Origin of the sequence: Burkholderia pseudomultivorans (genome assembly GCF_001718415.1) — a bacterium.
Classification (GTDB): Bacteria; Pseudomonadota; Gammaproteobacteria; order Burkholderiales; family Burkholderiaceae; genus Burkholderia; species Burkholderia pseudomultivorans_A.
This window is the reverse complement of the sequence record NZ_CP013378.1, coordinates 2958857-2980819: the sequence shown is the minus strand read 5'-3', so window position 1 is coordinate 2980819 and position 21963 is coordinate 2958857. Positions and strand designations below refer to the sequence as shown.

Below are 21963 nucleotides of genomic sequence, written 5' to 3'. Positions count from 1 at the left end.
AAAACCGGCAATGCGGCACACGGCGCGCGACACCTGCGGGTGTCGCGCGTCGGCATGAGAAGACGAGAAAGCAAGGCCTACGAGGAAAAACAATGAAATCCAGACTCGACAGATGGATGCTGCTGCTCGCCGTCGCGGCAGCAGGCACCGCCCATGCGCAAACGCGCGTCGCGGGCAATCCGCTCGATTCCCTCCCCCAGATCAACGCCCCGAAAACCGGCCCGAACGTGACCGTGCAGGTCGCACCGCAGGCGCCGCAGTTGCAGGAGCTGCTGTCGCGTCACCTGACGCCGACGACGTTTCAGGTCGAAGGCGTGAAGTCGGTGCCGTTCGACGAGATCTCGCGCCGCTTCACGCCGCTCGTCGGCAAGGACATCACGATCGGCGAGCTGATCGAGACCGCCAACGGCGTGACGAAGCTGTACCAGGATCGCGGCTACGCGCTGTCGTTCGCGTTCATTCCCGCGCAGACCTTCGAGAACGGCGTCGTGCGCGTCACGGTCGTCGAAGGCTATGTGTCGGACGTGAAGGTCACCGGCAAGCCCGGCGCGATGGAATCGAAGATTCGCGCGATCGCCGCGCACATCACGGCCGATCGTCCGCTGCGTCGCGCGACGTTCGAACGCTACGTCAATACGTTCGGCCTGCTGCCCGGCGTCAGCGTGAAAGCCAACGTGCCGCCGCCGCAAACGACCGACGGCGCGACGACCCTCGAGCTCGCCGTCGACCGCAAGCCGTTCAACATCAGTACCGGTATCGATTTCAATCACCCGGGCGTCCAGGGCCTCATCACCGCGACCGAAAACGGCCTCACGTCGTTCGGCGAGCAACTGAGCATCTCCGCGCTCGCACCGCCGGGACGCGACAAGCAGACCTACGTCGCGTTCAGCGGCTCGGTGCCCGTCGGCAGCAGCGGCCTCGTCACGCGCGTCGACGCCAGCACGTACCGCGGCAAGCCGACCGACAACCCGGGGCTGCCGTCGTACATCCAGCGTACCGTCAAGAACGAGAAGCTGGGTCTTTCGGCCTCCTATCCGCTGTTGCTGAACAACCAGCGCAGCCTGCTCGGCACGGTGTCCGGCTATGCGTCGCACAACGAGGACAACTACCAGAACCAGATCACCGGCGCCACGCTCGACAACCGGTCGCAGGTGCGCGTGCTGCAACTGCAGCTCGACTACACGAGCGTCCAGCCGAAACAGGTGCGCAAGCTGAGCGTCAACGTCGCCAAGGCGTTCGATATCCTCGGTGCATCGAAATCGCAGATCGGCATGAGCAACGGCGTCGCGACGACGTATGCCGACCCGGTCTCGCTGACCTTCGTGCGCACCGGCGCGACCTTCACGCAGACCAACGAATGGCCGTTCCGGATCGGCACGTCGATCTCGCTCACCGGGCAATACAGCCCCGACTCGCTGCCGACCTCGGAACAGATCTCGTTCGGCTCGACGCGCTATGCGCTCGGCTACCAACCGGGCGAGACCTCGGGCGATTCGGGATGGGGGATGTCGCTGGAGGTCAATCGCGCATTCTCGCCGGGCTGGACTTACCTGAAATCGGTTACGCCGTATATCGCCTACGACATGGCGCGCGTGTACCTGCATGCCGGCACGCCGCTGCCGAACCGACTGTCGTCGGTCGGCCTCGGCGTGCGGCTCACGGACAGCCGTTACTACAGCCTCGACCTGTCCGTCGCGAAGCCGGTCGGCGATGCGCCCGTCGAAAGTGCTTCGCGCAGCCCGCGCGTGAACGCCGCCTTCTCGTATCAGTTGAACTGATCGTCTGCGGACAGCCCGCCTGACAGCGGGCTGTTTCGATTAGAGTCCCCTCTATCAAACGTCGCGCGCCATTTCACGTATTCTGGCGAAGCTCGCAACAAGCCACCGCCCCATGCAGACGGTCGTGCGGGCAATCGAACACGACACGAGAAACAAGGAGGATGACAATGATGAAACTGATCCGCCCGCTGCGCGCAATGGCCGTAGCCGGCACCCTGCTCGCCTGTGCCGCGCCCACCTTCGCGCAAGCCGACAGCCCGGTCGGCATGTGGCAGACCATCGACGACAACACCCATCAACCGAAGGCGCTCGTGCAGATCAGCGACGACGGCGACGGCTCGTTGTCCGGCAAGGTGGTCAAGGGCCTCGGCCCGAACGACACGCCCGATCGCCGCTGCACTGCCTGCACGGACGAGCGCAAGGACCAGCTCATCAAGGGCATGACGATCATCAAGGCGATGAAGAAGGACGGCGACCACTGGGACGGCGGCAACATCCTCGATCCCGAGAACGGCAAGGTCTACAAGTGCAAGATGACGCTGGAAGACGGCGGCCAGAAGCTGGTCGTGCGCGGCTACATCGGCGTCTCGCTGCTGGGCCGCTCGCAGACCTGGGTGCGCCAGCAGTAAAGCCGGGCGCATCGCCCCGCGACGCGCAATAAAAAATCGGCCTGCGACTCCGTCGTCAGGCCGATTTTCTTTTCGCGGGCAGTTGAATCGAGACGATCCGCATCAGGCCGCGTGCTTCAGTGCGTTCGTGCGATAAGCGGCCGAAGCACCCGAAGTGCGATAGCCGGGCGCCACCGTGCTGCGCGCCTCTGCCGCCTTCGACTGCGTGTGCTTGCGCATTCGCGCGGATACCGCGTTGCACAGACTCACGCCGGCATCGCCATACAGCTCGCGCATCACGCGCATCAACGCACCCGTGTCGTGCCACGCCTTGAAGCGGCGATGGCAGGTCTGGTACGAAGGGTAGCGACGCGGCATCGCCGACCACGTCGCGCCGCTGTAGATCACCCACAGCACGCCATTCAGCACGGCGCGCGTATTGGCCAGCGGCCGGCCGCGCAATTCGGTGCGCGGCTGCATCTCCGGCAGGAGCGGCGCAACGCTGCGCCACTCGTGGTCGGTCAGTTCGCGATACGGTGTCATGGACCTCTCCAGCCTTAATAACCATGACAAACGATATCGGCTCGCCCCCGCGGTGAATATAAGACAAATCTGAAAATGCGCCGAAATCGCGCCAATTTGACCGGATTTGATCTTTCAATGCCGCGATCGGGCGCGATCGGCGCTCAGGTCAGCGAGGTATCGACAATCCGCCGCGGCGTTTCGAGATATTCCTTCGACTGCATCTCGACGATCCGCGAAACCGTGCGTGCGAATTCGTTGGCCATCGGGCCTTCGACGTACAACTGCTCGGCCGGCACCGCCGCGGACATCAGCAGCTTGACCTTGTGGTCGTACAGCACGTCGATCAGCCAGGTGAAGCGGCGCGCCTCGGACGCCATGCGCGGCGACATCTGCGGCACCTCGGACAGCACGATCGCATGGAAGCGGCTCGCCAGCTCGAGATAGTCGTTCTGCGAGCGCGGGCCGCCGCACAGCGTCGCGAAATCGAACCAGACCACGCCGTCGGCCTTGCGCAGCGCCTTCAGCTCGCGCTTCTCGATATGCAGGATCGGGCTTTCGTCGGGCACCGCGGCGAGCTTCGCGAATGCATGACGCAGTTCGCGATCGGCTTCCGCGCCGAGCGGCGTGTGATACATCTGCACCTGCGAGAGCGTACGCTGCCGATAATCGACGCCCGCGTCGACGTTCAGGACATCGAGCTTTTCCTTGATCAGCGCGATCGCCGGCAGCATGCGGTCGCGATGCAGCCCGTCCGGGTACAGATCGTCGGGATCGTAGTTGGACGTCATCACGAACTGCACGCCATTCGTAAACAGGCGGTCGAGCAGCCGATACAGGATCATCGCGTCGGCGATGTCCGACACGTGGAACTCGTCGAAGCAGATCAGCCGATAGCGCTTCGCGATGCGCCGCGCGAGTTCGTCGAGCGGGTCGGCCTGCCCTTTCAGTTCCTCCAGCTCGCGGTGCACTTCGCGCATGAATTCGTGGAAATGCAGGCGCGTCTTGCGCTGCACGGGCACGACCGCATAGAAGCTGTCCATCAGGAAGCTCTTGCCACGCCCGACGCCGCCCCACATGTAGACGCCGCGCGGCAGGTCCGGATGATTGATGAGCTTCTTGAACGCGTTCGAGCGGCGCGCCTTGTACGCGACCCACTCGTCGAAGCATTGCTGCAGGCGATCGACGGCCGCGCGCTGCGCGGGATCGGACTGATAGCCGCGCGTAGTCAGTTCGCGCGTGTAGTATTCGGTGACGTTCATCGGCAAACCTAAAAAACGAAGGCGAGCGGGAAACCCCGCCCGCCCTCGTCATGAGACGGCTGCGCCGGCCGCCGGCCGGCCGGCGCTATCGCGCGCTCAGCTGTTCAGCGAGCGCTTGTCGACGGCGAGCGCCGCTTCGCGCATCACTTCCGACATCGACGGGTGCGGATGGCAGATGCGGGCGATGTCTTCCGACGCCGCCTTGAATTCCATCGCCACCACGGCTTCCGCGATCAGGTCCGACGCGTTCGCCGCGATCACGTGCACGCCGAGCAGTTCGTCGGTCTTCGCGTCCGCGATCATCTTCACGAAACCGTCCGGTGCGTTCATACCGAGCGCACGGCCGTTGATCGAGAACGGGAACTTGCCCGACTTGATCTCGCGGCCTTCCGCCTTCAACTGCTGCTCCGTCTTGCCGACCCACGCGATTTCCGGGTACGTGTAGATCACCCACGGAATGCAGTTGTAGTCGATGTGCGGCTTCTGGCCGTCGATCACTTCCGCGACCAGCACGCCTTCGTCTTCCGCCTTGTGCGCGAGCATCGGGCCGCGCACCACGTCGCCGATCGCGTAGACGTTCGGCACGGCCGTGCGGCAGTGGTCGTCGACGTCGATGAAGCCGCGCTCGTTCGCCTTCAGGCCGATCGCCTCGAGGCCGAGGTTGTCGGTGTTCGGCACGCGGCCGACCGACACGATCAGGCGGTCGGCGTCGAGCGTCTGCGCGTTGCCGTCCTTGTCGGTGTAGGCGATCGACACGCCGTCGGCGGTCGTCTTCACTTCGCCGATCTTCACGCCCAGATGGATGTCGAGGCCCTGCTTCTTGAACAGCTTCGCCGCTTCCTTCGCGAGCGCTTCGTCCGCTGCGCCGAGGAATGCCGGCAGCGCTTCGAGCACCGTCACGTCGGCGCCGAGGCGGCGCCACACCGAGCCGAGCTCGAGGCCGATCACGCCTGCGCCGATTACGGCGAGCTTCTTCGGCACCGAGTCGAACGTCAGCGCGCCTTCGTTGTCCGACACGATCTTGTTGTCGACCGGGATGCCCGGCAGGTGACGCGCCTTCGAGCCCGTCGCGATGATCACGTTCTTCGCGGTGACGACTTCGGTTTCACCCTCGCCGCTCACTTCGATCTGCACGCCGGCGTCGGTCTTGCCGGTGAACTTGCCGTGACCCTTCAGCCAGGTGATCTTGTTCTTCTTGAACAGGAACTCGATCCCGCTCGTCATCTTCTCGACGATCGCATCCTTGCGGCCCAGCATCTTCGCGACGTCGATCTTCACGCCGTCGACGGTGATGCCGTGGTCGGCGAGGTGATGCGATGCGTTCTCGAATTCTTCCGACGAAGCCAGCAGCGCCTTCGACGGGATGCAGCCGACGTTCAGGCAGGTGCCGCCGAGCTTCAGCGCGCCGGCCGGGTTCTTCCACTTCTCGATACAGGCAACGGTCTTGCCCAGTTGCGCGGCGCGGATCGCGGCGATGTAGCCGCCGGGGCCGGCGCCGATCACGACGACGTCAAATTCCTTGGACATGGCAATCCTTTCTTCTTGTGCGTCCGCACGGGCGCGCGGTGGCGCGCGCCCGTGCGGAGCGGTTCAATGCGGTGAGACTCGGCTTACAGGTCGAGCAGCAGGCGGGCCGGATCTTCCAGCGCATCCTTCATCGCGACGAGCGACAGCACGGCTTCGCGGCCGTCGATGATGCGGTGGTCGTACGACAGCGCGAGGTAGTTGATCGGACGGATCACGATCTGGCCGTTCTCGACCACCGCGCGGTCCTTCGTTGCGTGCACGCCGAGGATCGCCGACTGCGGCGGGTTGATGATCGGGGTCGACAGCATCGAGCCGAACACGCCGCCGTTCGAGATCGAGAACGTACCGCCCGTCATTTCCTCGATCGACAGCTTGCCGTCCTTGGCCTTCTGGCCGAATTCGGCGATCTTCTTCTCGATCTCGGCGAGGCTCAGCTGGTCCGCGTTGCGCAGGATCGGCACGACCAGGCCGCGCGGCGAGCCGACGGCGATACCGATGTCGAAGTAGCCGTGGTAGACGATGTCGTTACCGTCGATCGACGCGTTCACGAGCGGGAACTTCTTCAGCGCGTGCACGGCCGCCTTCACGAAGAACGACATGAAGCCGAGCTTCACGCCATGTTCCTTCTCGAACTTGTCCTTGTACTTCGCGCGCAGGTCCATGACCGGCTGCATGTTGACTTCGTTGAACGTCGTCAGGATCGCGTTGGTCTGCTGCGACTCGAGCAGACGCTCGGCGATACGCGCACGCAGGCGCGACATCGGCACGCGCTGTTCCGGACGGTCGTTGAGCCAGGTCGTCGCCGACGCCGGCACCTTCACTTCCGGCAGCGACGGCTTCGCGGCGGCCTTCGCCGGTGCGGCGGCCGGCGCAGCCTTCGGTGCGCTGCCGGCGGCCAGTGCGTCGCCCTTCGTCACGCGGCCGTCGCGGCCCGAGCCGGCGACGTCGCCTGCGGACAGGCCCTTCTCGGCCAGCAGCTTCGCTGCGGCCGGCGAGGCGGTGCCCGACGACGCGGTGGCCGCGACGGCCGGCTGAGCGGCCGGTGCCGGCGCTGCCGCGGGTGCGGCAGCCGGCTTGACTTCGGCTGCGCCTGCCGCTGCTTCGGCTGCGCCTGCCTTTGCTTCGGTGTCGATCGTCGCGATCACCTGATCGGCGACCACCGTGTCACCGTCGTTCTGCAGCACTTGCGCGAGCACGCCCGCGGCCGGCGCCGGCACTTCGAGCACGACCTTGTCGGTCTCGAGTTCGATCAGGATTTCGTCCTGCGCGACTGCTTCGCCCGGCTTCTTCTTCCACTGCAGCATGGTGGCTTCCGAAACCGACTCCGAAAGCTGGGGGACTTTGACTTCTACGATAGCCATGTGATTTTCCTGGATGCTTAATCTGGGTAATGACGAGGTTCGTGCGATTCCTTCGGCCGATGCGGCGCGCGACGCGCCCGGCAGGCCGAAAGAAACGGGAAAGCGCCGCGCGCGTTCCCGTTTCGCTTCCGTCGATTATTTCGCGATCGATGCGCTCTTCAGGCGGCCGAAAGCACCTTCGATCAGGGCCTTCTGCTGCTCGTAGTGCTTCGCGTAGTAGCCGACCGCCGGCGAGGCCGAAGCCGGACGACCGCTGTATGCCAGCTTCTGTCCTTCCTTCATGCCTTCCTTCAGGTGGTGCTCGACGTAGAACCAGGGGCCCTGGTTCTGCGGCTCGTCCTGCACCCAGACCACTTCCGTCGCGTTCTCGTACTTCTTCATTTCAGCTTCGAACTGCTTGTGCGCGAACGGATACAGCTGTTCGATACGGATGATCGCGACGTCGTTCGCCTTCGCTTCGCGGCGATGCGCGACGAGGTCGTAGTACACGCGGCCCGAGCAGACCAGCACGCGCTTGACCTTCTTCGCGTCGATGCCGCCGTCGGTTTCGCCCAGCACCGGCTGGAACGAACCCTTCGCGAGTTCCGACAGGTCCGACACCGCTTCCTTGTGACGCAGCAGCGACTTCGGCGTCGCGACGATCAGCGGCTTGCGGAACAGGCGGATCATCTGGCGACGCAGCAGGTGGAAGATCTGCGCCGGCGTCGTCGGCTGGACGACCTGCATGTTGTGATCCGCGCACAGCTGCAGGAAACGCTCGATGCGGGTCGACGAGTGCTCCGGACCCTGGCCTTCGTAGCCGTGCGGCAGCAGCATCGTCAGGCCCGACACGCGGCCCCACTTCACTTCGCCCGACGAGATGAACTGGTCGATCACGACCTGCGCGCCGTTGACGAAGTCGCCGAACTGCGCTTCCCACAGCACGAGCGTGTTCGGCTCGGCGGTCGAGTAGCCGTATTCGAAGCCCAGCACTGCCTCTTCCGACAGCACCGAGTCGATCACCGTGAACTTCGCCTGGCCTTCGGCGATGTTCTGCAGCGGCACGTACGTGCCGTCGTTCCAGCGCTCGCGGTTCTGGTCATGCAGCACCGCGTGACGGTGCGTGAACGTGCCGCGGCCCGAGTCCTGGCCCGTCAGGCGCACCGAGTAGCCCGATGCGACGAGCGACGCGAATGCCAGGTGTTCGCCCATGCCCCAGTCGAGCGGCTGGTCGCCGCGCGCCATGTTGCGGCGGTCGTTGATCACGCGCTCGACGAGCGGGTGAACCTTGAAGTTTTCCGGGATCGTCGTGATGCGTTCGCCGAGGCGCTTCAGTTCGGCGAGCGGCACGGCCGTATCGGCTGCGTCCGTCCACTTGCGGTTCAGGAACGGCACCCAGTCGACCGCGTACTTGCTCTTGTAGTTCGACAGGACCGGATCGACCGTGTGATGGCCGTCGTCCATCGCCTTGCGGTACGCCTTCACGTAGCCGTCGGCGTCTTCCGCGGTGATCACGCCCTGCTGCACGAGCTTCTCGGCGTACAGCGCACGGGTGCCCGGGTGCTGCGCGATCTTCTTGTACATCAGCGGCTGCGTGACCGCCGGCGTGTCCTGCTCGTTGTGGCCCAGCTTGCGGAAGCAGACGATGTCGATCACGACATCCTTGTGGAACTGCATCCGGTAGTCGATCGCGATCTGCGTCGCGAGGACCACGGCTTCCGGATCGTCGCCGTTCACGTGCAGCACCGGTGCCTCGATCATCTTGACGACGTCGGTACAGTACAGCGTCGAGCGCGCGTCGCGCGGGTCGGACGTCGTGAAGCCGATCTGGTTGTTGATGACGATGTGCAGCGTGCCGTGCGTGCCGTAACCGCGCGTCTGCGCGAGGTTCAGCGTCTCCATCACGACGCCCTGGCCCGCGAAGGCCGCATCGCCGTGGATCTGCACCGGCAGCACCTGCAGGCCGTCTTCGTCGCCGCGACGGTCCATCCGCGCCTTCGCCGAACCTTCGACCACCGGGTTGACGATTTCGAGGTGCGACGGGTTGAACGCGAGCGACAGGTGGACCGGGCCGCCTTCCGTCGACACGTCCGACGAGAAGCCCTTGTGGTACTTCACGTCGCCGGCCGGCAGGTCGTCGACGTGCTTGCCTTCGAATTCGGCGAACAGGTCAGCCGGCATCTTGCCGAGCGTGTTCACGAGCACGTTCAGGCGGCCGCGGTGGGCCATGCCGATGACGATTTCCTGGACGCCCTTCTTGCCCGCGTGCTGGACGACTTCGTCCATCGCCGCGATGAAGCTTTCGCCGCCTTCGAGCGAGAAGCGCTTCTGGCCGACGTACTTGGTGTGCAGATAGCGCTCGAGGCCTTCCGCAGCCGTCAGGCGGTTCAGGATGTGCTTCTTCTTGTCGACCGAGAAGTTCGGCGTCGCGCGAATCGATTCGAGGCGCTCCTGCCACCAGCGCTTCTGTTCCGGATCGCTGATGTACATGTACTCGGCGCCGATCGTGCCGCAGTACGTGTCGCGCAGACCCTTGACGATGTCGCGCAGCGAAGCCTGGTCGAAGCCGAAATACAGGTTGCTCGCGCTGAACGTCTGGTCGAGGTCGGCCTCGGAGAAGTCGTAGAACGCAGGTTCGAGTTCGGGGATGGCGGGACGCTCGCGGCGCTTCAGCGGATCAAGATTGGCCCATTGCGAGCCGAGGAAGCGGTAGGCGCTGATGAGGGACTGGACGTGGACCTGCTTGCGCGCAGTAGCCAGATTGGTGCCGCTTTCGCGCGGGATGAAGGCATTGGCCTTGGCGCGCTGGGCGAACGATTCGACGATCGGGTGATGCGCCACGTCGTTGGCGTTCGAACCGTCCGTTGCAGGAACGTTCTGCAACGCGTCGAAATACTCTCGCCAGTTCTCGGGCACTGACGCCGGATTATCGAGATATGCATCGTACAGTTCTTCTACGTACGAAGCATTGCCGCCGAACAAATAGGAGTTCAGCTGAAACTGCTTCATGACATCTGACATTTTACGCTCACCTTTCTTCGAGCTTCTCGAGAAATAGCGGGTTGCTCAACCTTCCGCGACACGGCCTGACCGTTTAGCGGATTGCGAATCAAGTCTTGCTTGGAAGGACCTAAAACTTGCGTGCGCGCAGCATATCACAGAACCGATACCGGAGTTCACGGTGAAATGCGGCCGAAAGCGCCGCGCGACGGGGTTTTGCCGGATTGCCGCACGTAACGGAAACATTGTTTTGCAGGTCCTCGCGCATGCTTGCTGCAGGCGCAAAAAAAAGCCGCCCCGAGGCGGCTTTTTCCGTGCTGCGTCGACCGGGCGGAACGCTCAGTCGACTGCGCCTTCGCGGCTCGCGCGGCGACGCTCGTGCTCCTTCAGGAAGCGCTTGCGCAGGCGGATCGACTGCGGCGTCACCTCGACCAGCTCGTCGTCGTCGATGAACTCGACCGCGTATTCGAGCGACATCTGGACCGGCGGCACCAGACGCACGGCTTCGTCGGTGCCCGACGCGCGCACGTTGGTCAGCTGCTTGCCCTTGATCGGGTTCACGACGAGGTCGTTGTCGCGGCTGTGGATGCCGATGATCATGCCCTCGTAAAGCGCATCGCCCGGCTTCACGAACATGCGGCCGCGATCCTGCAGCTTCCACAGCGCGTAGGCCACCGCTGCGCCGTCGTCCTGCGAGATCAGCACGCCGTTGCGGCGCTCGCCGACCGAACCGTCCTTGACCGGCGCGTACGAATCGAAAATGTGGCTCATCAGGCCCGTGCCGCGCGTGAGCGTCAGGAATTCGCTCTGGAAGCCGATCAGGCCGCGCGCCGAGATCTTGTATTCCAGACGCGTGCGGCCGCGGCCGTCCGACGCCATGTCGAGCATTTCGCCCTTGCGGCGGCCGAGCTCTTCCATCACGCCGCCCTGGTGCTCGTCCTCGACGTCGACCGTCAGCAGTTCGTACGGCTCGTGCTTCACGCCGTCGATTTCCTGCATCACCACGCGCGGACGCGACACGGCCAGCTCGTAGCCTTCGCGGCGCATGTTCTCGACGAGGATCGTCAGGTGCAGTTCGCCGCGACCGGACACTTCGAACACCGTTTCGTCGCCGGTATCGCGCACGCGCAGCGCGACGTTGTGGTTCAGTTCCTTCATCAGACGGTCGCGGATCTGGCGGCTCGTCACGAACTTGCCTTCACGGCCGGCGAGCGGCGACGAGTTGACGAGGAAGTTCATCGTCAGCGTCGGCTCGTCGACGGTGATCATCGGCAGCGCCTCGGGCGTGTCCACCGCGCAGATCGTCGCGCCGATGCCGACATCCTCGATCCCGTTGATCAGCACGATGTCGCCCGCTTCGGCCGAGTCGACCTGCACGCGCTCCAGACCCTTGAACGACAGCACCTGGTTGATCTTGCGGTTCAGCACGTCGCCTTCCGGGCCGAAGCGCATCACGACCGGCTGGCCCGGCTTGATGCGGCCGCGCGTGATGCGGCCGACGCCGATCCGGCCGACGTAGGTCGAATAGTCGAGCGACGTGATCTGGAGCTGCAGCGGCGCGTCCGGATCGGCCGGGCGAACCGGCACGTGCTTGAGGATCGCCTCGAACAGCGGGCGCATGTCGCCTTCGCGCGTCGCCGGATCGAGCGACGCATAGCCGTTCAGGCCCGACGCGTAGACGATCGGGAAGTCGAGCTGCTCTTCGGTCGCGCCGAGCTTGTCGAACAGGTCGAAGGTCTGGTTGATGACCCAGTCGATCCGCGCGCCCGGACGGTCGATCTTGTTGATGACGACGATCGGCTTCAGGCCGAGCGCGAGCGCCTTCTTCGTGACGAAGCGCGTCTGCGGCATTGGGCCTTCGACGGCGTCGACCAGCAGCAGCACCGAGTCGACCATCGACAGCACGCGCTCCACTTCGCCGCCGAAGTCGGCGTGCCCCGGCGTGTCGACGATGTTGATGTGCGTGCCTTCGTATTCGACCGCGCAGTTCTTCGCGAGAATCGTGATCCCGCGCTCTTTTTCGATGTCGTTCGAGTCCATCACCCGCTCGGCAATCTGCTGGTTCTCGCGGAAGGTACCGGACTGGCGGAGCAGTTGGTCGACGAGCGTGGTCTTGCCGTGGTCGACGTGGGCGATGATGGCGATATTGCGAAGGGCGCGGGTCATAGAAACCTGGAAATCGATTGAACGCGCAAACGCGCCCGCCCGTTTTCACGCGCGTGCGCCGTTGCAGCTTGGAAGCCTGAAATTATAGCACGGGCGAATGTCGAGAGCCGGCCGTTCCGTTGCAACGCAACAATACAGGCGCCGTTCCCGGCCGGTTTCCAGTCGATCCGCCCTCCCCGCAAACCGATCGATCCACGCCCGATTCCATCGCCATTCGGCAAAAGACCCTTGCACCAACAAGGGGATTTCGCGCTGCACAGCGCGCCGTCATCCGTTCGATTAACATTTGCCGCGGCAAGCAATTGTGCCTATACTGCTGCCTAGTCAACTATTGCAGCTTCAGCGTTTTATGCCGGATCCTTCTTCTTCCCAGTCGCCCGCTTCGGTGCTGTCCTCATATCAGATGAACGACAGCGTCGGCTACCTGATGTCGCGCGTGAAGTCGTTGATGACCAACCTCGTCACGCAGCGCACGCAGGAAGAGCTGGGCATCACGGGCACGCAGGCGAGCATGCTGTTCATGATCGCGGTCGGCAAGTGCTCGACGGCCGCCGAGCTCGCCCGCGAATACGGGATCGACGCGAGCGCCGTCACGCGCCTGCTCGATCGCGTCGAGAAACGCGGGCTGCTGTCGCGCGTGCGCAGCATCGAGGACCGCCGCGTCGTGCGCCTCGAGCTGACCGACGAAGGCCGCGCGCTGGCCGAGCGGCTGCCGCCGATCTTCCGCAGCGTGCTCGACCAGCTGCTGGACGGATTTACGCCGGAAGAAGTCGGATTTCTGAAGAGCATGCTGCGCCGCATTCTCAGCAACTATTGCGAGGCGGCCGGCGGTAGCGTCACGTAATGATTGCCATAACAATTACTTTTGACAGATTAATGTAAGGAAATCCTTGCAGTGTCCATCATTCATTCCGAGTCAGGGATCAGCGCGATGAAATCCTCCCCGTTGTCCGCGCGCGCCGGGTCGTGCCGCGCCGCCGTTGCCGCCGCGGTCGCCGCGCTGGCGCTGGCGGGCTGCGCCAACTACATCGGCATCAAGAGCGACAAGCAGATCGCCCCCGCGTCGCAATTCGAAACCGCCCGGAGCCTGCCCGCCCAGGGCGGTCAATGGCCGTCGCTCGACTGGGCGAGCCAGTTCGGCGATCCGCAGCTGCCGAAGCTGATCGACGAAGCGCTCGAAGGCAACCCGTCGATCGCGCAGGCGCAGGCGCGCCTCGCGAAGGCGTCGTCGTATATCGAGTCGTCCCGCGCGAACCTGTTGCCGAAGGCCGAGGCCAGCTATTCGTGGACCCGCGAGCTGTATTCGTCGAATGCGCTGTTCCCGCCGCCGTACGGCGGCCAGTGGTACAGCGAGAACAACGTGCTCGCGAGCGCGTCGTGGGAACTCGACCTGTGGGGCAAGAACCGCGAGCGCCTGCACACCGCCGTGTCGCAGGAAAAGGCCGCGGAAGCCGACATGCAGCAGGCGCGCATCACGCTCGCGTCGTCGGTCGCGCGCACCTACAACTCGCTCGCGCAGCTCTACGCGCTGCGCGACATCGCGCAACGCGAGATCGCCAACCGCCAGACGGTCGGCAAGATCACCGACGGGCGCGTATCGGCCGGCCTCGACACCAACGTCGAACGCCAGACCGCGCGCGGCAATATCGCGACGACCCAGGCGTCGCTGTCCGACCTCGACGGTCAGATCACGACGGTGCGCTACCAGCTCGCCGCGCTGCTCGGCAAGGGCCCGGATCGCGGGCTGCAGATCGCCGCGCCGGTGCTGAGCCCGGGCGGCGACGTCGCGCTGCCCGGCAATATTCCGGCCGACCTCGTGTCGCGCCGTCCGGATATCGTCGCCGCGCGCTGGCAGGTCGAGGCCGCGATGCACGACGTGAAGGAAGCGAAGGCCGAATTCTTCCCCGACGTGAACCTCGCGGCCGGCTTCGGCTTCGACGCGTTCGGCTGGGGCAAATTCCTGAACTTCGCGAGCCGCCAGGCGCAGTTCGGCCCGGCGATCCATCTGCCGATCTTCGACGCCGGCGCCTTGCGCGCGCAGCTCAAGGGCCGCTACGCGGACTTCGACCTGTCGGTCGCGAACTACAACCAGACGCTGATCAGCGCGCTGAACGACGTCGCGACGCAGGTTGCGTCGATCCGCGCGATCGATCGCCAGATGGACGACGCGCAGCGTGCGCTCGACGCGTCGACGCGCGCGTACGATCTCGCCGTGATCCGCTACAAGGCCGGCCTGTCGCCGCAGCTGCAGGTGCTGACCGCGGACAGCAACCGCCTCGCCTCCGAGCAGACGGTGACCAACCTGAAGATGCGCCGGCGCGACATGCAGCTCGCGCTGATCAAGGCGCTCGGCGGCGGATTCGACGCGACCGGCACGCCGCTCGCCGCGCCCGACGCCGCGAAGCCCACCAGACAGGCCGCCAACTGAACCGGCGCCAACACTACGCAGACACTCGAAATAACGGACGGAGAAAATCGCCATGAGCGACCCTCAACAAAACGCCGCCAGCGCCCCGCCGCAGAATAACGGCAAGCGCAAACGGATGATGACGCTGCTCGTCGTGGTCATCCTGATCGCGGCCATTGCGTATGGCCTGTACTACTTCCTCGTCGCGCGCTTCCACGAGGAAACCGACGATGCCTACGTGAACGGCAACGTCGTGCAGATCACGCCGCAGGTCACCGGCACCGTGATCGCGGTGAAGGCCGACGACACGCAGACGGTCAAGGCCGGCGACCCGCTCGTCGTGCTCGACCCGGCCGATTCGCAGGTCGCGCTGCAGCAGGCCGAAGCGAATCTCGCGCAGACGGTGCGCCAGGTGCGCGGCCTGTTCGTCAACGACGACCAGTACCGCGCGCAGGTCGCGCTGCGCCAGTCGGACCTGTCGAAGGCCGAGGACGATCTGCGCCGCCGCATGGCCGTCGCGCAGACGGGCGCGGTGTCGCAGGAAGAAATCTCGCACGCCCGCGACGCGGTGCGCGCCGCGCAGGCATCGGTGGACGCCGCGCAGCAGCAGCTCGCCTCGAACCGCGCGCTGACCGCTAACACGACGATCGCCTCGCACCCGAACGTACTCGCCGCCGCGGCGAAGGTGCGTGACGCCTATCTCGCGAACGCGCGCAACACGCTGCCAGCGCCGGTCACCGGCTACGTCGCGAAGCGCTCGGTGCAGGTCGGCCAGCGCGTATCGCCGGGCACGCCGCTGATGTCGGTCGTGCCGCTGAACGCGGTGTGGGTCGACGCGAACTTCAAGGAAGTCCAGCTCAAGCACATGCGCATCGGCCAGCCGGTCGAGCTGACGGCCGACATCTACGGCTCGTCGGTCGTCTATCACGGCAAGGTCGTCGGCTTCTCGGCCGGCACGGGTTCGGCGTTCTCGCTGCTGCCCGCGCAGAACGCGACGGGCAACTGGATCAAGGTCGTGCAGCGCCTGCCGGTGCGTATCGAGCTCGATCCGAAGGACCTCGACAAGCATCCGCTGCGCATCGGCCTGTCGATGCAGGTCGACGTGAACATCAAGGACGAACGCGGCGACCAGCTCGTCAACGCGCCGAACACCGTCTACGAGACCAACGTGTTCGCGAAGTACGGCGACGAAGCCGACGCCGAGATCGCCCGCATCATCGCCGAGAACGCAGGCGGCAACGCGCCGGCGCCGGCCGCCGCGAAGCAGAGCAGCGTCGCGAAGATGATGTAACCGTTCCGACACCGGAAAGACAAACGACATGGCACAGGCTCCTGTCTCTCACCCGCCCTTGCAGGGCGGGCAACTCGTGATCGGGACGATCGCGGTGTCGCTCGCCGTGTTCATGAACGTGCTCGACACGTCGATCGCGAACGTCGCGATCCCGACCATCTCGGGCGACCTCGGCGTGTCGTCTGACCAGGGCACGTGGGTCATCACGTCGTTCGCGGTCGCGAACGCGATCTCCGTGCCGCTGACGGGCTGGCTGACCGACCGCATCGGACAGGTCCGCCTGTTCCTCGCGTCGATCATCCTGTTCGTGATCTCGTCGTGGATGTGCGGGCTGTCGCCTAACCTGCCGTTCCTGCTCGCGTCGCGCGTGATCCAGGGCGCGGTCGCCGGGCCGATGATCCCGCTGTCGCAGTCGCTGCTGCTGTCGAGCTATCCGCGCGCGAAAGCGCCGATGGCGCTCGCGCTGTGGTCGATGACGACACTGATCGCGCCGGTCGCGGGCCCGATCCTCGGCGGCTGGATCTCGGACAACTACTCGTGGCCGTGGATCTTCTACGTGAACATCCCGGTCGGCATCGCCGCCGCGCTCGCGACATGGTCGATCTACCGCCAGCGCGAATCGACGGTGCGCCGCGCGCCGATCGACGGCGTCGGCCTCGCGCTGCTCGTGCTGTGGGTCGGCTCGCTGCAGATCATGCTCGACAAGGGCAAGGATCTGGACTGGTTCGCCTCGACGACGATCGTCGCGCTCGCGCTGATCGCGATCATCTCGTTCGCGTTCTTCGTGATCTGGGAACTGACCGCCGAGCACCCGGTCGTCGACCTGTCGCTGTTCCGCCGGCGCAACTTCACCGGCGGTACGATCGCGCTGGCGGTCGGCTACGGCCTCTACTTCGGCAATCTCGTGCTGCTGCCGCTGTGGCTGCAGACGCAGATCGGCTACACGGCGACCGACGCCGGCCTCGTGATGGCGCCGGTCGGGCTGTTCGCGATCCTGCTGTCGCCGCTGACCGGCAAGTTCCTGCCGCGCACCGATCCGCGCTACATCGCGACTGCCGCGTTCCTGACGTTCGCGCTGTGCTTCTGGATGCGTTCGCGCTACACGACCGGCGTCGACGAATGGTCGCTGACGCTGCCGACGCTCGTGCAGGGCATCGCGATGGCCGGCTTCTTCATTCCGCTCGTGTCGATCACGCTGTCCGGCCTGCCTGGCCACCGCATCCCGGCGGCGTCGGGCCTGTCGAACTTCGTGCGGATCATGTGCGGCGGCATCGGCACGTCGATCTTCCAGACCGCGTGGGACCACCGCAACAACTTCCATCACGCGCAACTGGTCGAGCAGACGAACCCGTACAACCCGACGTTCAACCAGGCCGTCACGCAGATGGGCAACCTCGGGCTCACGCGCGACCAGGCGCACGGCCTGATCAACAACATGGCCACGCAGCAGGCCGCGCAGCTCGGCGTGAACGATCTGTTCTACATCTCGGCGGCGATCTTCGTGCTGCTGATCGCGCTGATCTGGATCACGAAGCCCGAACGCGCGGGCGGCGGCGATGCGGGGGCGGCGGCATCGGCCGCACACTGAGCGTCGCGCGCGAGCGCATCGAGCAAAAAGCAAAAAGCCCGGTTTCGACCGGGCTTTTTTTCGTTTCAACGGCACGCTGTCGCGCGCCCGCATTACTCCGCCGTGACGACGAGCCGCTCCGGCGCGAGCACGCCGTTGGCCTTGCGCGCGACGCCGAGCAGCCGCGTCGCGTCGTAGACGCGCACGCGCGCGCCGTCGGCCGCATCGACCGGATCGAGCGCGGACAGCGGCAGACGCTGGCCGTGCAGGAACCGCTTCGCGCACACGTCGTCGAGACGAACCAGCGGGAAGGTCGACAGCAGCGCGTCGACCGGCTGGAGCCACGCGTCGCGCGCCGCCGCATCGGCGTCGGACAATGCGTCGAGCGTGACCGCATGCTCGAGCGTCAGCGCGCCGACGCCCGTACGACGCAGCATCGTCAGATGCGCGCCGCAGCCGAGCGCCTCGCCGAGATCCTCCGCCAGCGTGCGCACGTACGTGCCCTTGCTGCAGGTCACGCGAAACGTGACATCGGGCAGCGCGCACGCGAGCAGGTCGAGCGCATGGATCGTCACGTGGCGGCCTTCGCGCTCGACCGTCTGGCCGGCACGCGCATATTCGTACAGCGGCTTGCCGTCGCGCTTGAGCGCCGAATACATCGGCGGCACCTGCACGATCTCGCCGGTAAAGCGCGCGAGCGCCGCTTCCACGGCCGCGCGGTCGCATTCGACCGGCCGCGTGTCGAGCACCTCGCCTTCGGCATCGCCGGTCGCGGTGCGCACGCCGAGCCGCATCGTCGCTTCATAGGTCTTGTCGGCTTCGAGCAGATCCTGCGAGAACTTCGTCGCCTCGCCGAAGCACAGCGGCAGCAGGCCCGATGCGAGCGGGTCGAGCGTGCCGGTGTGACCGGCCTTCTTCGCGAGATACAGGCGCTTCGCGCGAATCAGCGCGTCGTTGCTCGACAGGCCGACCGGCTTGTCGAGCAGGAGCACGCCGTCCAGCGCGCGGCGCGGCACGCGCGGACGTTGGGATGCAGTCGTCATGGGCCGGATGCGCTCAGTCGTCCTTCGCCGGCGCGTCGGCCTCGTCGTCGTCCTTCGCGCGCGTCGCGTTGGCTTCCTTGATCAGGCGCGACATCTCGACGGCCTTCTCGATCGTCTGGTCGTAATGGAAATGCAGCGTCGGCACCGTGTGGATGTGCAGGCGCTTGAACAGCAGGTTGTGCAGGTGGCCCGATGCGTGGTTCAGTGCGTCCTGAGTCGCGGTCGGATCGCCGGTGAGCGCGGTGAAATACACCTTCGCATGCGCGTAATCCGGCGTGAGCTCCACGCTCTGGATGGTCACGATGCCGATGCGCGGATCCTTGACCTCGCGCATGATGAGCTCGGACAGATCGCGCTGAATCTGATCGGCGATCTGCACGTTGCGATTGGGAGAAGTACGTTTCCTGGACATGATCGATCCCTGACCGTTTATCAGGATAAAGCGGCGGCGCGCCGGCATGGCGCGCCCCCATGAAAAAATGGGCGGGACAGGCCCAAGCCCGCCCCGCCCATGAGCCGATGCGCGATGCTTACAGCGTACGCGCGACTTCGGTCACTTCGAAGACCTCGAACTGGTCGCCTTCGATGATGTCGTTGAAGTTCTTCACCGACATGCCGCACTCGAAGCCTTGCTTGACTTCCTTCACGTCGTCCTTGAAGCGCTTCAGCGATTCGAGTTCGCCCGTGAAGATCACGACGTTGTTGCGCAGCACGCGCACCGACGACGAGCGCTTGACGATGCCGTCCGTGACCATACAGCCGGCCACCGTGCCGACCTTCGGCACCTTGAACACCTGGCGCACCTCGACCATGCCGGTCACGACTTCGCGCTTCTCCGGCGCCAGCATGCCCGACATGGCCGCCTTCACCTCATCCACTGCGTCGTAGATGATGTTGTAGTAGCGGATATCGATGCCGTTCGCTTCGGCCAGCTTGCGCGCCTGCGCATCCGCACGCGTGTTGAAGCCGATGATGACGGCCTTCGACGCGGTCGCGAGGTTGACGTCGCTTTCGCTGATGCCGCCCACCGCGCTGTGCACGATCTGCACGCGCACTTCGTCGGTCGACAGCTTGAGCAGCGACTGCACCAGCGCTTCCTGCGAACCCTGCACGTCGGCCTTGATGATGAGCGGCAGGTTCTGCACTTCGCCTTCGCCCATCTGCTCGAGCATGCTTTCCAGCTTCGCGGCCTGCTGCTTCGCCAGCTTCACGTCGCGGAACTTGCCCTGACGGAACAGTGCGATTTCACGCGCCTTGCGCTCGTCCGGCAGCACGATCACTTCCTCGCCCGCGCCCGGCACTTCCGACAGACCCTGGATTTCGACCGGGATCGACGGGCCGGCTTCCTTGGTCGGCTTGCCGTTTTCGTCGAGCATCGCCCGCACGCGGCCGTAGGCCGTGCCGGCCAGCACGATGTCGCCGCGGCTCAGCGTACCGGACTGCACCAGCATCGTCGCGACCGGGCCCTTGCCCTTGTCGAGCTTCGCTTCGATCACGATGCCCTTCGCCGGCGCCTCGACCGGTGCCTTCAGTTCCAGCACTTCGGCCTGCAGCAGCACGTTCTCGAGCAGATCGTCGATCCCTGCGCCCGTCTTCGCCGACACCGGCACGAACGGCGAATCGCCGCCGTATTCTTCCGGCACGACGCCTTCCGCGACCAGCTCCTGCTTCACGCGATCGGGGTTCGCTTCCGGCTTGTCGATCTTGTTGATCGCGACGACGATCGGCACCCCGCCCGCCTTCGCGTGCGAGATCGCTTCCTTCGTCTGCGGCATCACGCCGTCGTCGGCCGCCACCACCAGAATCACGATGTCGGTCGCCTTCGCACCGCGTGCACGCATTGCCGTGAACGCCTCGTGACCCGGCGTATCGAGGAACGTGACGACGCCGCGCGGCGTTTCGACGTGATACGCGCCGATGTGCTGCGTAATGCCGCCCGCTTCGCCGGCCGCGACCTTCGCGCGACGGATGTAGTCGAGCAGCGAGGTCTTGCCGTGGTCGACGTGGCCCATCACGGTGACGACCGGCGGACGCGGCAGCTGCTCCGCATCGGTGCTCGCTTCGCCTTCGACCAGCAGCGCTTCCGGATCGTCCAGCTTCGCGGCGACCGCACGGTGGCCCAGTTCCTCGACGACGATCATCGCCGTTTCCTGGTCCAGCACCTGGTTGATCGTGACCATCTGGCCCATCTTCATCATCACCTTGATGACTTCAGAGGCCTTGACCGACATCTTGTGCGCGAGATCGGCAACCGAAATGGTTTCCGGCACGTGCACTTCGCGCACGATCGGTTCGGTCGGCGCCTGGAACGACGAGCCGCTGTCCTGGTGACGGCCGCGCCCCTTCGGGCCGCCGCGCCAGCCGCGGTCGACGCCGCCGCTCGAATCGCCGCGCGTCTTGATGCCGCGGCGCTTCGACGCGTCGTCCTGCCAGCCGCCCTTGCCGCCGCCCGGCTTCTTGTTGCGGTCGCCCGCGCCTGCCGGCGCCTGCGTCGTCGCCGGCGCTGCGGCGCCGGCCGGCTTCTTCGCCGCCGGACGCGCCTGTGCACCTTCCGGCTTTGCCGGCTTGTGCAGCGTGCCCTTCGCCTCGGCCGGCTTGGCAGGCTCCGCCGGCTTCGGCGGCTCGACTGCCTTGACCACGGCCTTGCGCGGCGTGTTCATCATTTCGCGGATCGCACGCGCTTCGGCTTCCGCCGCCTCGCGACGCTTGCGAATCTCTTCCTGCTCGGCGCGCGCCTTGTCCGCCGCCTCGCGGGCTGCGTCCTCGGCCTTCTTCGCCGCTTCGCGCTGGGCCGCCCGTTCGGCGGCCGCGCGTGCTTCGTCCTGCGCGGATTCGGCCGGCGCCGCGGCTGCCTGCTCGGCCGCAGCGGCCTGCTTGGCTGCCGCCTGCTGCGCGGCTGCCGCTTCGGCCGCCGCACGCTTCGCCGCCGCTTCTTCCTCGGCGCGACGACGCTCGGCCTCGGCCGCTTCCTCGCGGGCGCGGCGTTCGGCTTCCTCGCGCTCGAGGCGTTCCTGACGCTCGCGCAGTTCCTGAGCCTGCTTCTCGAGCAGCTCGGCCTCGCGGCGCGCCTCTTCCTCGCGACGCTTCAGTTCCGCATCGTCGTCCACTTCGGCGACCTGCGCCTGACCCTGTTCCGCACCATCGCTCACGTCGTCACGCTTGACGAACGTGCGCTTCTTGCGAACCTCGACCTGAATGGTGCGAGCCTTGCCCGTCGCGTCGGACTGCTTGATCTCCGACGTGTGCTTGCGGGTCAGCGTGATCTTGCGCTTGTCGCCATCGGTCGCGCCGTGCGACTTGCGCAAATGATCGAGCAGACGCGCCTTGTCCGCCTCGGACAGCGCATCGTCTTCACTCGCTTTCTGGACGCCCGCTGCCTGCAGCTGTTCGAGCAGCACACCAGCAGGCATTTTCAGTTCCGCGGCAAATTGGGCTACGTTGTTACTCGCCAT

Annotated in this window: 15 protein-coding genes; 6 read left to right on the top strand and 9 right to left on the bottom strand. The window is 65.6% G+C overall.

From position 1 onward, the window contains the following. Positions 1-92: 92 nt before the first annotated feature. Together WS57_RS26095 and WS57_RS26090 are read left to right on the top strand one after the other, a co-directional pair. Positions 93-1778: a ShlB/FhaC/HecB family hemolysin secretion/activation protein gene (locus WS57_RS26095; protein ID WP_009689663.1), complete on the top strand. Its 1686-nt coding sequence runs from the start codon at positions 93-95 to the stop codon at positions 1776-1778. Between the two features lie 167 nt (positions 1779-1945). Then, the gene (locus tag WS57_RS26090; RefSeq protein WP_040127257.1) at positions 1946-2407 is read left to right on the top strand and encodes a DUF2147 domain-containing protein; all 462 of its coding nucleotides are present in this window, start codon (positions 1946-1948) and stop codon (positions 2405-2407) included. 102 nt (positions 2408-2509) lie between these two features. Here WS57_RS26090 and WS57_RS26085 read toward each other — a convergent pair whose 3' ends face one another. From WS57_RS26085 to typA, 6 genes are all read right to left on the bottom strand, one after another. Continuing rightward, positions 2510-2929 (bottom strand): transposase, encoded by a 420-nt coding sequence (locus WS57_RS26085; RefSeq protein ID WP_009689665.1) that lies wholly within the window; start codon positions 2927-2929, stop codon positions 2510-2512. A 143-nt stretch (positions 2930-3072) separates the two neighbouring features. Next, positions 3073-4170: a cell division protein ZapE gene (gene zapE, locus WS57_RS26080; RefSeq protein WP_059601535.1), complete on the bottom strand. Its 1098-nt coding sequence runs from the start codon at positions 4168-4170 to the stop codon at positions 3073-3075. Between the two features lie 96 nt (positions 4171-4266). Then, positions 4267-5697 carry a dihydrolipoyl dehydrogenase gene (gene lpdA, locus WS57_RS26075; RefSeq protein WP_040127254.1) on the bottom strand — a complete coding sequence of 477 codons (1431 nt, stop codon included), beginning with the start codon at positions 5695-5697 and terminating at the stop codon, positions 4267-4269. Between the two features lie 83 nt (positions 5698-5780). Then, positions 5781-7058: a 2-oxoglutarate dehydrogenase complex dihydrolipoyllysine-residue succinyltransferase gene (odhB, locus tag WS57_RS26070; protein ID WP_059479264.1), complete on the bottom strand. Its 1278-nt coding sequence runs from the start codon at positions 7056-7058 to the stop codon at positions 5781-5783. Between the two features lie 135 nt (positions 7059-7193). Beyond that, positions 7194-10058, bottom strand: a complete 2865-nt coding sequence (locus tag WS57_RS26065; protein ID WP_009694681.1) for a 2-oxoglutarate dehydrogenase E1 component — start codon at positions 10056-10058, stop codon at positions 7194-7196. 318 nt (positions 10059-10376) lie between these two features. Continuing rightward, positions 10377-12203: a translational GTPase TypA gene (gene typA / locus WS57_RS26060; RefSeq protein WP_009694680.1), complete on the bottom strand. Its 1827-nt coding sequence runs from the start codon at positions 12201-12203 to the stop codon at positions 10377-10379. 349 nt (positions 12204-12552) lie between these two features. Between typA and WS57_RS26055 the strand changes: the two genes are divergently transcribed. The 4 genes from WS57_RS26055 to WS57_RS26040 all read left to right on the top strand — a co-directional run bounded on the left by WS57_RS26055 (position 12553) and on the right by WS57_RS26040 (position 17489). Then, the gene (locus tag WS57_RS26055) at positions 12553-13047 is read left to right on the top strand and encodes a MarR family winged helix-turn-helix transcriptional regulator (RefSeq protein ID WP_059515012.1); all 495 of its coding nucleotides are present in this window, start codon (positions 12553-12555) and stop codon (positions 13045-13047) included. Positions 13048-13134: 87 nt separating this feature from the next. Then, the gene (locus WS57_RS26050) at positions 13135-14631 is read left to right on the top strand and encodes an efflux transporter outer membrane subunit (protein WP_040127251.1); all 1497 of its coding nucleotides are present in this window, start codon (positions 13135-13137) and stop codon (positions 14629-14631) included. A 52-nt stretch (positions 14632-14683) separates the two neighbouring features. Beyond that, entirely contained in the window at positions 14684-15901 is a 1218-nt protein-coding gene (locus tag WS57_RS26045; protein ID WP_059515015.1) for an EmrA/EmrK family multidrug efflux transporter periplasmic adaptor subunit, read from the top strand. Positions 15902-15929: 28 nt separating this feature from the next. Then, complete coding sequence (locus WS57_RS26040) at positions 15930-17489, top strand: DHA2 family efflux MFS transporter permease subunit (protein ID WP_040127249.1); 1560 nt, start codon at positions 15930-15932, stop codon at positions 17487-17489. A 92-nt stretch (positions 17490-17581) separates the two neighbouring features. Here WS57_RS26040 and truB read toward each other — a convergent pair whose 3' ends face one another. The 3 genes from truB to infB form a co-directional block, all read right to left on the bottom strand. Continuing rightward, positions 17582-18511: a tRNA pseudouridine(55) synthase TruB gene (truB, locus tag WS57_RS26035; RefSeq protein WP_059515017.1), complete on the bottom strand. Its 930-nt coding sequence runs from the start codon at positions 18509-18511 to the stop codon at positions 17582-17584. 13 nt (positions 18512-18524) lie between these two features. Next, complete coding sequence (rbfA, locus tag WS57_RS26030) at positions 18525-18923, bottom strand: 30S ribosome-binding factor RbfA (RefSeq protein WP_040128845.1); 399 nt, start codon at positions 18921-18923, stop codon at positions 18525-18527. A 118-nt stretch (positions 18924-19041) separates the two neighbouring features. Beyond that, a complete protein-coding gene (infB, locus tag WS57_RS26025) occupies positions 19042-21963 on the bottom strand; it encodes a translation initiation factor IF-2 (RefSeq protein WP_069245051.1) in 2922 nt (973 codons plus the stop codon).

What these genes read in the sequence shown, in the direction of transcription:
- WS57_RS26095 (WP_009689663.1), top strand. Translation starts at nt 93, where the DNA reads ATGAAATCCAGACTCGACAGATGGATGCTGCTGCTCGCCGTCGCGGCA.
- WS57_RS26090 (WP_040127257.1), top strand. Translation starts at nt 1,946, where the DNA reads ATGATGAAACTGATCCGCCCGCTGCGCGCAATGGCCGTAGCCGGCACC.
- WS57_RS26085 (WP_009689665.1), bottom strand. Translation starts at nt 2,929, where the DNA reads ATGACACCGTATCGCGAACTGACCGACCACGAGTGGCGCAGCGTTGCG.
- zapE (WP_059601535.1), bottom strand. Translation starts at nt 4,170, where the DNA reads ATGAACGTCACCGAATACTACACGCGCGAACTGACTACGCGCGGCTAT.
- lpdA (WP_040127254.1), bottom strand. Translation starts at nt 5,697, where the DNA reads ATGTCCAAGGAATTTGACGTCGTCGTGATCGGCGCCGGCCCCGGCGGC.
- odhB (WP_059479264.1), bottom strand. Translation starts at nt 7,058, where the DNA reads ATGGCTATCGTAGAAGTCAAAGTCCCCCAGCTTTCGGAGTCGGTTTCG.
- WS57_RS26065 (WP_009694681.1), bottom strand. Translation starts at nt 10,058, where the DNA reads ATGTCAGATGTCATGAAGCAGTTTCAGCTGAACTCCTATTTGTTCGGC.
- typA (WP_009694680.1), bottom strand. Translation starts at nt 12,203, where the DNA reads ATGACCCGCGCCCTTCGCAATATCGCCATCATCGCCCACGTCGACCAC.
- WS57_RS26055 (WP_059515012.1), top strand. Translation starts at nt 12,553, where the DNA reads ATGCCGGATCCTTCTTCTTCCCAGTCGCCCGCTTCGGTGCTGTCCTCA.
- WS57_RS26050 (WP_040127251.1), top strand. Translation starts at nt 13,135, where the DNA reads ATGAAATCCTCCCCGTTGTCCGCGCGCGCCGGGTCGTGCCGCGCCGCC.
- WS57_RS26045 (WP_059515015.1), top strand. Translation starts at nt 14,684, where the DNA reads ATGAGCGACCCTCAACAAAACGCCGCCAGCGCCCCGCCGCAGAATAAC.
- WS57_RS26040 (WP_040127249.1), top strand. Translation starts at nt 15,930, where the DNA reads ATGGCACAGGCTCCTGTCTCTCACCCGCCCTTGCAGGGCGGGCAACTC.
- truB (WP_059515017.1), bottom strand. Translation starts at nt 18,511, where the DNA reads ATGACGACTGCATCCCAACGTCCGCGCGTGCCGCGCCGCGCGCTGGAC.
- rbfA (WP_040128845.1), bottom strand. Translation starts at nt 18,923, where the DNA reads ATGTCCAGGAAACGTACTTCTCCCAATCGCAACGTGCAGATCGCCGAT.
- infB (WP_069245051.1), bottom strand. Translation starts at nt 21,963, where the DNA reads ATGGCGAGTAACAACGTAGCCCAATTTGCCGCGGAACTGAAAATGCCT.